The organism is Arthrobacter sp. 35/47, from assembly GCF_000520475.1.
Classification (GTDB): domain Bacteria; phylum Actinomycetota; class Actinomycetes; order Actinomycetales; family Micrococcaceae; genus Arthrobacter_D; species Arthrobacter_D subterraneus.
In genome coordinates, this window is the sequence record NZ_KI914582.1 from 1 (window position 1) to 12,717 (window position 12,717).

At 61.4% G+C, this 12,717-nt stretch carries 8 protein-coding genes and 2 pseudogenes; 4 read left to right on the forward strand and 6 right to left on the reverse strand.

Features of this window, described 5'->3' with window-relative positions:
• Window positions 1-221 precede the first annotated feature (221 nt).
• The gene (locus X803_RS0101500; RefSeq protein ID WP_026543748.1) at window positions 222-443 is read left to right on the forward strand and encodes a DUF2188 domain-containing protein; all 222 of its coding nucleotides are present in this window, start codon (window positions 222-224) and stop codon (window positions 441-443) included.
• A gap of 184 nt (window positions 444-627) precedes the next feature.
• Here X803_RS0101500 and X803_RS17080 read toward each other — a convergent pair whose 3' ends face one another.
• Window positions 628-1,917, reverse strand: a complete 1,290-nt coding sequence (locus X803_RS17080; RefSeq protein ID WP_253907365.1) for a cytochrome P450 — start codon at window positions 1,915-1,917, stop codon at window positions 628-630.
• Window positions 1,918-2,379: 462 nt separating this feature from the next.
• On the opposite strand from X803_RS17080, the pseudogene X803_RS17085 reads away from it, so the two are divergent.
• Window positions 2,380-3,340, forward strand: a pseudogene (locus X803_RS17085) (IS481 family transposase).
• Here X803_RS17085 and X803_RS17090 read toward each other — a convergent pair.
• From X803_RS17090 to X803_RS0101525, 3 genes and pseudogenes are all read right to left on the reverse strand, one after another.
• Window positions 3,337-4,295, reverse strand: a pseudogene (locus tag X803_RS17090) (bile acid:sodium symporter). The pseudogenes X803_RS17085 and X803_RS17090 sit on opposite strands and share 4 nt — an antisense overlap.
• Window positions 4,296-4,609: 314 nt before the next feature.
• Window positions 4,610-4,927 (reverse strand): hypothetical protein, encoded by a 318-nt coding sequence (locus X803_RS22460; protein WP_051470350.1) that lies wholly within the window; start codon window positions 4,925-4,927, stop codon window positions 4,610-4,612.
• 488 nt (window positions 4,928-5,415) lie between these two features.
• Window positions 5,416-6,270, reverse strand: coding sequence for a F510_1955 family glycosylhydrolase (locus X803_RS0101525; RefSeq protein ID WP_026543749.1), 855 nt, complete (start codon window positions 6,268-6,270; stop codon window positions 5,416-5,418).
• A 277-nt stretch (window positions 6,271-6,547) separates the two neighbouring features.
• Here X803_RS0101525 and X803_RS0101530 point away from each other — a divergent pair, with 277 nt between their 5' ends.
• Window positions 6,548-7,924, forward strand: a complete 1,377-nt coding sequence (locus X803_RS0101530) for an alkaline phosphatase (RefSeq protein ID WP_026543750.1) — start codon at window positions 6,548-6,550, stop codon at window positions 7,922-7,924.
• 382 nt (window positions 7,925-8,306) lie between these two features.
• On the opposite strand, the gene X803_RS17100 is transcribed toward X803_RS0101530, so the two are convergent.
• Both X803_RS17100 and X803_RS0101540 read right to left on the reverse strand, forming a co-directional pair.
• The gene (locus X803_RS17100) at window positions 8,307-9,779 is read right to left on the reverse strand and encodes a multicopper oxidase family protein (protein ID WP_253907366.1); all 1,473 of its coding nucleotides are present in this window, start codon (window positions 9,777-9,779) and stop codon (window positions 8,307-8,309) included.
• Between the two features lie 1,053 nt (window positions 9,780-10,832).
• Window positions 10,833-11,507 (reverse strand): metal-dependent transcriptional regulator, encoded by a 675-nt coding sequence (locus tag X803_RS0101540; RefSeq protein ID WP_026543751.1) that lies wholly within the window; start codon window positions 11,505-11,507, stop codon window positions 10,833-10,835.
• Window positions 11,508-11,574: 67 nt separating this feature from the next.
• Between X803_RS0101540 and X803_RS0101545 the strand changes: the two genes are divergently transcribed.
• Window positions 11,575-12,678, forward strand: a complete 1,104-nt coding sequence (locus X803_RS0101545) for a multicopper oxidase domain-containing protein (protein WP_253907367.1) — start codon at window positions 11,575-11,577, stop codon at window positions 12,676-12,678.
• Window positions 12,679-12,717 lie beyond the last annotated feature (39 nt).

Consider the following 12,717-nt stretch of genomic DNA (forward strand, 5'->3'; position numbering starts at 1 on the left):
CATGAGCACAATCCTTTCAAATTGTGTCTCACATCAGTAGTACACCTCACACCGGGCTGACGAAAAACGAGGTGTCCTGGCGGATCTCCGACCACTACCCCCTCTGGGCAGAATTCATAGCCCAGCCCGCCACCGGCACACCCCTCCCCCGCTCTGGCCCCCACGTTTACTCCACGGGTAGCGTGGCGAGTGCCTGGACCACCGATAAGGAAGGACCCGCCATGAGCGCAGCAATCGAAACCTATTGGGAAGACAGCGAATGGCACAACCGCCGGCAAGGAGAAGACGAACCCTTCAGCTCCGGCAGAACAAAGGACGAAGCCGTCGCTACCGGGCGTGAAGAAGCGATAGCCGACCAGGTTGAACACATCATCAAGAACCAGGACGGCCGGATCGGTGAACGCAACAGCTACGGCAACGACCCACGCAACATTCCCGGCTGATGCTTCAACACGAGTTCAGGACCAGGAGGTATCCATAAGAAACAGATGCTGTGCAGGTGGATAGATTCGTTCCACTCTCGGTCTCCAACCAACCAAACCCAGTTCGGCAGAACACGGCTGTCAGGACAGCGCACCCGGCAACTGGGCGGGCCGGGCGGTTTCCCCCGGACCTCCTGAGGGATCGTCAGTTCTGGGAACCTTCCGGCAGCACTGTGAAGCGCAGGGAATAATTGTTCAAAGTTCCGGGCAAATTTCCCCCCACGTTCAGCCGCCCGGCCGATTCGAGTTGAAGCCTTGGTCCTTCGATGAGGTGGGAGAGGAAGGCGCTGGTCAGCATGAGTACCAGGTGGCGTCCGGGGCACGCGGCAGGGCCTTCGCTGAAGGGAATGAGCGCCCAGTCGCCGCCATCCTCGTCGTTGAGCCAGCGTTCCGGGGTATAGGTGTGTGGGTTGGGGACAGCCCGTTCATCGCGGTGGAAGAACGGGGCGTAGATGAAGACACCGCATTTCGCCGGCATCGTTCCGGCGTCCCAGGCGACGTCGCGGGTGGCCTGGCGCAGCACCATCGGCGTGGTGGGCCACAGTCGCAGCGATTCCAGGACGCACGCTCGTAGCCATGGCAGGTATTCGCGCTGATAGCGTTTCTCGGTGGCCTCCTGAACCGTCCAGGAAAGGACCTCGGGATGGGCTGTGATTGCGGCGAGGGTGCGGAACGTCGCCATACCGGCCGGGTCGAACGCGAACAACCATTGCGGGATTTGCTCGACCGGTGCGGCGTCGTCCTGGGTGTTCATTCCAGCCATCATTGAGGCGAGGCAGCTCGGCGGGGCTGCGCGCAGCCGGTCGTCGACGGCGGCGAGAAACTGTGAGCGCAGCCGACGTTTGCGGGGCTTGAGGAAAGCCCAATTGGCGTCGGAGCGGAGCTGTTGGAGCATGTCGGTGAGTTCGTGATCGTCCGCGGCCGCATCACCGAAAACGATCCGCCGGACCATCCGATACCAGGACCGGATGAAGTCCTCCCACTCCAGCTCTCCGGCTGAGCGGGCTGTTTGCAGCAGGCCCCCGGCTTCCTCGGCGACGACGGGGAGGAAAGATTCAGCTAAGTGGTGCACCGGGCTGGCGCTGTCCAGAACCTGTTCCTGCAGCGCGCGGCGGACGCTTCGCTCCCGGCCAGTTGAGATGAGTGAGTTCCGCGGCTGGAAGTGCGCCAGGGCCGCCTTTTTCTCACTGCTGGCGGTGGCAAAGGGATCCGGAGTTTCAGCCAAGATCCGGTGCACGTCCTGGGGCTCAAGCACGATCGCTTGTCGGCGCAGCGGCAGGCGGAGGAGCACCGGCGATGCCGGATACTTCGCCGCGAGCCGCCTCAGCGTGGCCGCTGCCCGTTCGTCGAACCGTAATTTCTCGGCAAGAGCCACCATCGACGGTCGCCTGATGATCGGGCCTTTGGCGACAGTCGGCACGAATACGTTCGCCATGAAGGTTCCGGTTTCCCGGGCTGTTATCTGCGGCAGTGAACTCATACTCCACTGTCGTCCGGAATGGTACGACCCGGCAAGCACTCCCTAGGTGTGCGTCCAGCCCGCATTCGGCGGTCATCGCGCTGGCTGCTGCCCTTCCTGCAACGGTGATGAGTACTTGTTCGGGACCAGCATCACGGCCTCCGCCCACTGGGCCACGCGGGCCAATCGTAACTGGCAAGGGTTATATCTGAGCCCTTCAGCAGCGGAAGCATCAGAAAAGTTAGGGTTAGCGAGTCCGGAAGGTGCTCATATCCGAGCCGGACTGAGGCGGCCGACACCTGGATCAACCAGGTGCCATGCGTGCCTAGCTGTATTGACCACAGAGGTTAGTGACGGTGGGCGTGTCTTGGTGACATGAAGAAGACCTCCGGGTGAAGTGGGGCTTGTCTAGAGCATCCACTAACCAGGAGGTCTTCAATGTCCCACCCTAACGCCCTCGAAGGGCCGGCTGTTGTTGGCCCAGTGTGTTGTCGATGATGGTTGGCCACTGCGCCGGGCAGCGGAACGGTTCCAGGTTTCGGCCACCACTGCTGCGCGCTGGGCACGCCGGTATCGCCAGCACGGATCCGCGGGGATGATGGACGCCTCCAGCCGGCCCCGTCATTGTCCGCGCCGGACGCCGGCCCGTATGGAGCGGCGGATCATCGCGATGCGCCTCAGCCGGCGTTGGGGACCGGCACGGATCGGGTACCACCTCGGGGTGCATCCCTCGACCGTGCACCGGGTCCTGACACGGTACGGTCTGGCCAGGCTGTGTTGGCTGGACCGTGCCACCGGCCGGGTGATCCGCCGCTATGAGCACACCGCCCCGGGGGACCTGGTGCACGTGGACATTAAGAAGCTCGGGCGGATCCCCGACGGCGGCGGTCACCGCGCCGTGGGCAGGGCCGCCGGGACGGCGAACAAGACCCGTACCGCGGCCAACCGGCGCCCGGGTTATCACTACCTGCATAACGCGGTCGATGACTACTCACGGCTGGCCTACACGGAGATTCTCAGCGATGAACGCAAAGACACCGCAGCAAGGTTCTGGGAACGGGCCCGGGCCTACTTCGCATCCTGCGGGATCACCGTTACACGGGTGCTGACCGATAACGGCTCCTGCTACCGGTCCCGGGCCTTCGCCGCGGCCCTCGGAGACGGTGTGAAGCACAAACGCACCCGACCGTACCGGCCGCAAACCAACGGCAAGGTCGAACGCTACAACCGCACCCTGCTCGATGAATGGGCCTACGCCCGCCCCTACACCTCAGAAACCGACCGTGTCGCCGCTTTCCCGGCCTGGCTCCATCATTACAATCATCACCGAGGCCACACCTCACTCAAAGGTCAGCCACCAGCCAGCCGCGTCACCAACCTCTCAGGGCAATACACCTAGCTGGCCCGGAGGCTCTGGTCCGTCCTGATGATCCGCGGGACGAGTTTGACGTAGGCCACCATCCCGATGAGTTCCACCAGGGTCTGGGTGACGACGACCAGCGATACCAGGGCGAGCGGTTCCGGTAGTGCCAGGGCTAGCGGGAGCACGACCAACGAGTTCCGTGTAGCGCCGCTGAAAATGACGGCCTTCGTACTGCCGGCATCCAGCCCCCCGACCTGGGCCGCTGCCATACCCAGCGGGACCATCACCACGAGGAACGCAACATAAACGGGGATAACCGACAGCAGGGACGAAATCTCGTTTCCGACACCGACGATCTGCGAGCCGATGACGACGGCCAGCGTGATCATCATCAACGGAACCATCAGCGCTTCCATGATCGACATCACGGACCGGCCGATGTGTGCACGCTTGGCCCAGTATTGCGTGAGCGCCGCTAGAACAAGCGGGGTAATGATCAGCAGGACAAGCGCCTCGATGAAAGGCCCGGGTTCAATCGCTGACACCAGATCCGGACCGACGAACAACAGCAGATACAGGGGCAACAGCAGCATCTGCGTCAGCATCAGCAGCGGAGCAGCAGCAAGCAGCCGGTCACTCGAACCGCCGGCCAGACCGGAAAACACGATCACATAATCAATGCAGGGGGTCAGCAGCACCATCATCACCCCGATCAGCAGAGCCTGATCACCTGCGACGAAACGCGACAGGCCAAAGACAACGCCCGGGACGATCGCAAAATTCAGCACAAGAACGGTCGCCATGAACCGGATATCGCGTACCGCAGCCCCGATCGAGGCAAAAGGGATGCCCAGGAACGTCGCAAACAGCAGCACCCCAGCACAGGATAGATCGCCTGCTCAAGGGGTATGGACGCTGCCGGAACCAGCCAGCCAAACACCGCGCCTGCAATAATGGCCAACAAGTACAGGCCAATCTGGCGGCGTTCCATGACTGTGACCAGACGTGTCATTCCCACCCGCCAAACCTAGCCGATAAAATCAGTTAAGCACTGGGCCGCGGCCCCTGTTTCGTGCCCGCGTTGTGGTGCTGGAGGACCCCAGTTGGCGCCTGCTTCCTGACCCAACCAGAGCCCAGCCTGCTTCGTAACTTTTGGGCCGGTGCCCCAAGTCCTGACCATGTCCTTAGGGCAGCGCGCTTGGTGATTGGGCGTCGTCGCCGTCATAATCCTCGTGGCCGGTGCTCGGGGGGGGGTGACTGGGTACTGGAAGGGGAGTGGAATCGGCGTTTGCCTAGAGCCACAGTTTAGAAACCGAACGACGGCGACCTTAGTTTTCCGTGGGCAAGCCCGCCGTGTCGTTTAAAACCCAGGCATTGTTCGCTCTGTTCGACCCGCGAGACTGCTCCGCCCAGGTCCACCAGGACGGCACTGGACGCTACCTGGTTTGGGTCGAAGAGAACCTCGACTGCGAGATTCCTGCCGTAGGTGGTGGCGGTCCAGATGTCGGTCTCGGTGAATTCCCGAATGATCCAGCCGACGTCGTTCACGGAAGCGCAGGCGTCGGTGGTCGGGCGCTGGATGCGGTTGAATTTCGCTGTCTGGATTCCCGCAGGTTCATTCAAGAGCAGCTGACCTCCATTCCGTACGGGATCTGGCAAAGGCCTAGCATTTGACCGCCGAGAGAATTCGTGACGCGTTTTCATGATTTCTGAACAATTACTTGCCGCCTATGGGCAGAAGCCAATGGCCATTTACAGGGGTCCGGCCCACCATATCGGTGCGGGTTTTGGGTGGTCGTGGAGGACCAGCCGGCAGCTAGGGAGCGTCGGGTCGCGGCGTTCCTGGGAGCGGAGGCGGAGGCGGAGGTGGACTTTTTCGTAGTCGACGCGGCAGCGTGTAGCGATTTGTTTTATGCTCAGCCCCCTCGTGTACATGAGCACCCATTCCCGGCCCGACGTCGCCGACCTCCAGTCTTTGGTGATGTGCCGCTCCCCATCCACAGACACCGCTGAACCTAACTGTCGGATTCGGGCAAGGTGGTCATGCTGAGGGAGGGTAGTTATGCGGCCTGCGGGAGGCAAGATGCTGGTGCCGGAGGCCCTACGAAGGTCTATTGGTCTACGCGTACGGTCGTGGTGAAGGAAGCGCCGCTGTCTCCGGAGTATTCGATGCCCTGTTCCGTCGAAACCCAGATGCGAAGGCCGGTCTCACGCTCCTTGCTGGCGGCGATAGCTGCAGGTGCCGCCGTTGTTCCGCCGGTCTCTTCCCAGGTCTGTCCAGCGTCCCGGCTGGTGTAGATGACACCATCTGGACTGACGCCGACGACAGTTTCCTCATCCGCGAAAGTGGTCAGCAACAGCACCGGGGAGTCGGCAGGTAGCTCCCAAGTCAGCCCGCCGTCGGTGGATCGTTGTACCCCCTCTTCCGTGGTTGCCAAAACGGTCGGTGAACCAGCGTAAGCCGAAAGGTTCGCTGGCTGGAACGGTGCCTCAACTTCGGTCCATTCTTCGCCGTCTCTCGTAAAGCGTAGTGTCCCATCGAAGCCGATGATTCCTTCGCTTGAAACTGTCATGGTGTGGAAGTCCGACTCACCCTGTCGAGACAGTTCCTGCCATGTTTCCCCTCCGTCGGTGGACTGGACCAGCCCAAGCGGGTTGGGCAAATCACTGCCCGGCCCCGGGTGGCCCGAAGCATAGTAGAGGTCTGGACTGGATGCGGCGAATCCCATCAGATCCAGCGTGGGGCTGATTTTCTCGATCGGCTCGTCAGTGACGTCGAAAAGTCCCTCATGCGAGGCTAGGAGCACCCGTTGGCTGCTCTCCTCGAAACTCAAACCGTGAACGTGCCCGAACGGGTTGTCGCCACTGGTCCCGGCGCCGGTCGTCTCATCCGCCGCTTCTTGCCCACAAGCCGTAACGGCCAGAACCACGACCGCGAGCCAGCTGATGGCTAACTTCTTCTTCATCTGTACGGTGAACCCTTCGGATTGGAGCAGCGACGCCCTTGATGCCGCAGTTTATCGATGAGCCGCGGCAATAGCACTAAGAAGAATAGTATTCCGTCGGGGCACGATCAAAATCATGGCTGTAGCGGTGCCTGTCCATTTGATGAGGTTCAGCTTCGCAGGTGTTCACTTTCCTGTCACTTGTTAGGCATTTGTGGTCGGTACCGTCCTGGAGGATGGACACCGCGAACGGTGTCCTAATCCCGTTACCGGTGCGACTACAGAAAGACCAAAAGCGATGAAATCGAAACAAATCAGGCGTCCCCTTTACGTTGGCGGGGCTGCGGTGCTGGCCGCCTCGGCGGTCACCGCGGGGATGGTGCTTCCGGCGACGGCTGGTCTTTCCGACGGGCAGCAGGCCGACACAGGTCAGGACAAGGCGCGCAACGTGATTCTGCTGGTCGGTGATGGCATGGGTGACTTCGAATTATCTGCGGCGCGGAACTACCAGTACGGTGCCGACGGTCGCCTGAAGATGGATGCGATGCCTGATCGCAGCACCGTCACCACCTACTCGGTTCAGGAAAGCGACCCGGCGGCTCCGAACTACGTGGCGGACTCCGCAGCCACTTCCACCGCATGGTCAACGGGGGTGAAGACCAGCAACGGGCGAATCTCCACCATTGCCGGGGCTGACGAGGATGTGCCGACCAGCATGGAAATGGCCCAGGAGGCCGGGATGCTCATCGGCAACGTGAGCACCGCCCGCCTCACCGATGCCACCCCGGCCGGAGCTATGGCGCACGTAGCCAAGCGCGGATGCGAGGGCCCGGTGCAGACCACGAAGGACTGCCCGCAGGACGCCACCGAGAATGACGGACCGGGTTCGATAGCAGAGCAGTCCATTGATCTGGGAGTGGACGTACTCCTGGGCGGCGGAGCAGACCGCTACGACCAAAAAATTATAGCCGGCGAATTCGCTGGTCAAACGGTCACCGACTCAGCGGCCGCCCGCGGCTACAACGTCGTGCGCGATGCTGACAATCTGGACGGAGCGCAGCTGCCAGTGCTCGGGCTGTTCTCCGGAGGCCACCTACCCACCGAACTGACCGGCGCTCAGGCCGCCCCCGGTGGTGTGGACGTAACCTGTGAGGCGAACCCCGAATTCACTGAGGAAATCCCCACCGTCGATGAGATGACCGACCAGGCTCTGGACATGCTCGATCGGACCCAAGGAAACAACGGTGCCGCCAAAGGCCAACCAGGATTCTTCCTGCAGGTTGAGGGCGCTTCCATCGACAAGCAGGACCATGCCGCCAACCCCTGCGCCCAGATCGGTGAGACTGTCGCTTTCGACCGGGCAGTGCAAGTCGCCCTGGATTACGCCGAGGCCGAGGGCAACACCACAGTCCTCGTTACTGCCGACCACAGCCACACCAGCCAGATCATTCCGGCCGACGATACCGACTCCCCCGGTGCAACGGCGACCCTTACCACCTCCGACGGCCAGCCGATGAAGCTCAACTACGCCACCTCCCCGACCACCAAATCCCAGGACCACACCGGTTCAACCGTGCCGCTGTTGGGTTTCGGGCCCGGCGCTGAGGACCTCCCGGCGCTGATCGACCAGACCGACATCTTCGGCATCATCACCACTGCCCTTAACCTGCGCTAACCAACAGGGCTCTGCACCATCGGATGGTAATACCAGAAGTTCACCCCGCCCCCGAAAACCGGTCAAGACCCACAACCGATCGGTGAATCAAGGCTAAGCGCCCGGTAGTTACTCGCTTGCTGGGGCACTTCGGGGCCAAGATCGATAGCCCCGTTCAGACCAATGGCGCTCCACGTCGCCGCCTATACGTTGTTCCTGGTCGCTTGTGGCGGTGTTTATACGGATCCGTCACGCCCGCATCTCGAACGGAGACACTGGAACCGTCGCCCACGGACCATCAAAGCTAAGTTATGGCGCGGCTCGGTGTGTTCCATAGCTTGGGAGCCTGGCTTCCGGTCCCGTTCGTTCCTTCGCCTCTGGCCCTTAGCGCCGATCAGTAGTGTCAGTCGGGCTCGGGGTGGGCTGGCGCGGCTGTGATGGGGTCGTTGGGGTCGACGTCACCTATTTTGAGGCCGACGCTGAATTGGGCCATCATGTCGTGGTCTTCGTGGGGCAGGTTGTGGCAGTGCATCATGTACTTGCCTCGGTGGTGTTCGAACTTCATCAACAGCCGCACCGTTTCGCCCTCACCGACGTAGACGACGTCCTTGGGTCCGCGTTCGTAGGGAAAGGGAGGTTTTCCGTTACGGCTGAGGATTTGGAAGTCTACGAGGTGGATGTGGACGGGGTGGAACCAGCCACCGGAATGGTTCTCGACCTGCCATATCTCAACGTCGTTCAGGTCCGGATCAGCAACGACCTTCTGGTACTTGCTGCGTATGACTTCTTCCCAGGTTGTCCCTGCGATGGTCCACCGGCCGTTATCCCGCTGAACGCGCATCGTCCTCGTTTTTTTAGCCTGCGCTGGTTTCAGATCCATGGTGGTGCTGGACGCGAGGACGGTGGGAATGGTCTTCCATGTGTGGTCGGCGGTGTTTACCGGTTCATCGGTGACGTCGAACGCCATCACGCGGTTGGTGAAGTCGTAGTCGACGTTGTTCTTATTCGACTGGTTCCTCAGCTCAATCCGTGTGCCCGCCGGGTATTTTGAGAAATCGACCAGGATTTCGTATCGTTCAGCGCTTGCATGACGCCACGCGGATACCTGTTGCGAGGCTGGCATCAGTCCGCCGTCGGTGGCCACAACCGTAACGGGGTCGTTAGTGCTCAGGGCGAACCGGTAGGACCGGGAAATTGAGGCGTTGAGGACTCTGAACCGGTAGACACGTCGTTGGACTTTCAGGACCGGCCACGGGGAACCATTGACCAGGATGACATCGCCCCAAAGCCCGGAATGGGAGTTGTCGTTGAAGGACAGGCTACCGTCCGCGGCGAACATGGCATCCGAGACTGTTAGCGGAACATCGAATCTGCCTTGCGGTAGAAGCGCCCGCTCGACTGGGTCATGCAGGTGATATTGGGCCGCCAGTCCCGAGTACACGTTCCAGGCGGTCTTGTGCACCGCGTGATCGTGGTACCAGAGAGTCCGCGCAGGCTGGAAGTTCGGGTACTCGTAGTCCTTGCACAGCCCTTTGGGGGTGAGGTCGCTGGCGTACCCGTCGAATTGGGGCAGCGACGCTGAACCATGAAGATGGGTGGAAGTGTTCAGCACATGACCGTACTGCGGGTGGACGAGCGGCAACAGGTTGTCCATCCGCAGACTTATCCTCGTGCCCTGCTCGACGCTAACTGTCGGCCCGGGGAAGATCCCGTTGTAGCCAAGGACGGGAGTCATGAAGCGGGGAACGACGCCGGCAAGCCCGGGTGTTTGCCGGATTCTGTAGTAGCTGACCTTCCGCCCAGCGCTATCAAGGAGGGTTCTCTCCGGTGCCAGGACAGGTGGAATTTTCAGGAGACTCTGAAAAGGTTTAGGCATGTCGGCCTGAGCCAACCGGCTAGCCGACTTGGCCTGCAGTGTATTCAGCGGTATCCCCAGGGCCGCTCCTCCGACAATCCCTGCGCCAGCATATTGCAGGAGATGGCGGCGCGTGATGGACATAATTTCCTTTCCGTCCCCACGTCCTACCCCGTGCTTGAGCACCTCTCATCGTGTGGTACTGACCTTGTAAATAGCTTGAGCCGTCCCCTGGACCCCGCTCCGCGGCCTTGCAAGTCCTTACACGAGCAGTGCATCAGCAAAACTGCATGTCCGCGTCCGGTTCAGCACGGGCGATGTCAGCGACCATTAAGGCTGGACGATTCAATATGTCAGCGCAGAAGGCACCAATTACTCAGCAGCCCGGTTTGGCTGCTGCAGTGTCGGGTGGGATTCCATCTGATCGTTACGCGCACCGACCGATGTCCGCTACCGACCGCTTGACGAGGATGAGTTGTCCACAGGGAAGCGGTGGGCACAGTGGGGGTCACGTTGGGTTCATGCATACGGATTTCGCGTTTTACCAGCAGGGCTCACGCCTTAGTGGATGAGCCCAAGGCAAAGGACTATTACATCGCTGCCGCGGTCATTTCACCGGATGTCTGCGCGCGTAGTCCTCAGTGGGCGGCGGCACCGCGGATGGGCCTCGGTGCCGCTCAAGGGCGAGAAAAACGCTGTGCGGCGGTCTTCCCTCGAGCACTGGCATGCGAACGGTGCTTTGTGGGATGAAGGGGAAAGCTGACGAGGCCGCCCCGCGCGTCTAGAAGCGCTCATGACGACTTATGCGCCGCGGCGCGGCTAGTTGTATTGACCACAGAGGTTAGTGACGGTCGCCGACTCATTTCCACCCGTTGCTGTGCAGATGCTTCGGCTGGAGGGGTGTTTAAGAGATGGATCGGCGGACGGTTCTTCATCAGCAGCGGGAGCTGAGGCACAAAAAATCAGCGGTATGACTCTGACAGGATGACCATTCTACCAGCGGAGCCTTTCGGACGCTGAGGAGATCTCGGCAGCTTTCGACGAGATCGCTGTGGAGGTGGTTCGGGCCGCGGTTTAGCTTGCTATTACCCATATGGCTTCGGCAGCTGAGGAGCTGAGGTCAACATCGACTGCTCGGTCGTTGAGGTGGATGGTGGTGATGTCGGCGTAGGGGCGGTGTGCCCGCACTGTGAGCTGAGTGTCCGGTGTCAGTCCGAGTTCTGCGAAGTAGCGCAGCATGTCGGGGTCGGCGTCGGAAATCCTGGTGATCTTGACTGGCAGGTGAGGGTCGACGGCGGCCAGCTGCGCCCCTTCGGGCGGGTGGGGGAGGTCTCCGGGTGAGGGTATGGGGTCACCGTGCGGGTCCCGTGTCGGGTGCTCGAGCAGTTCATCGATGCGGGTGATCATGGTGTCCGACACGGCGTGTTCGAGGACTTCGGCCTCGTCGTGGACTTCGTCCCATCCGTAGCCCAGGACCTGCACTAGGAAGGTCTCCAACAGGCGGTGCCTTCGGACCATTGCGACGGCATGTTCGCGGCCCGCCGGGGTCAGTTCGATACTTCCGTAGGGAGCATGGCTGACCAGTCCCTGCTTGGCTAGTCTCCTGATCCCGTCCGACACGGTGGAGGGCTTAACCCCTATACGTTCAGCCATCGCGCCGACGGTGATCGGGGACGCGGACCACTCCGTAGCGGACCAGATCATCTTCAGGTAGTCCTGTGCCGTCGCGGTCAGGTTTGAAACACTCATGTCTCGATAGTACCGAACTGAAATGTTAGAGTATCCAAAGAATAGTCTTTTGCCATAGGAGTTTTAGATGGATGGGTTGCCGAAATTGGATTCAAAGGCGCTGCCGAGCCGGCGCCGGATGCTTTCCGGTGCCGCCGCGTTGGCCGCCGTGCCGGCGCTGGCCGGGTGGGCGTCACTGGATATCGAGGACGTCGGGGGGCTCGCCGGTCCCGGCGGATCGCATCACGGGGCGGGAGCCGGGCAGCCCCCCGGCACCCGCCCGACGGGTTTGAACAACCACGGCGGGCATGCGGGTTTCGCGGGCGGGTCTGTTCCGGTCGAGCGTGCCGGTATCGACCCGAGCTCGATTCTGTATGACTTTGACCGCGGCAGGACCAGCACGCTCCCGGACGGCAGGACGTTGCGTGAGTGGGACATTGTCGCGGTGGACCAGGAGTTCGAAATCGCACCCGGGGTGATGTTCCCGGGCTGGAGTTACAACGGCAGGATCCCCGGACCGACCCTCTGGGCGCAGCAGGGTGATGCGCTGCGGATTCACTTCACCAACGCTGGAGCGCACCCGCACACCATTCATTTCCACGGGATCCACCGGGCTGAGATGGACGGCACACCCGGCATCGGCGCAGGCTCCATCGCTCCCGGCCAGAGCTTCACGTACGAGTTCGACGCCACCCCGTTCGGCACGCACCTGTACCACTGCCATCAGTCACCGTTAGCCCCGCATATCGCCAAAGGCCTCTACGGCGGGTTCATCATCGAGCCCAAAGAAGGTCGTCCCAAGGCCGACAACGAAATGGTCATGGTCATGAACGGCTACAACACCGACGGCGGGGACGACAACGAGTTCTATTCGGTCAATGGTCTGCCGTTCCACTTCATGGACTTCCCCGTACAGGTCAAGCAAAACGAGCTCGTGCGGATCCACCTGATCAACGTGCTCGAATACGACCCGATCAATTCCTTCCACCTTCACGGCAATTTCTTCCACTACTACCCGACCGGCACGATGCTCACGCCCAGCGAATACACGGACACCGTCTCTCAGGTCCAAGGCCAGCGCGGCATCCTGGAGTTGCGGTTCCCGTACCCGGGCAAATACATGTTCCACGCCCACAAGACCGAATTCGCTGAACTGGGCTGGATGGGATTCTTTGAGGTGAGCGCTTCATGACCAAAACCGACACCATCAAAACCACCCCGCCGGGACCGG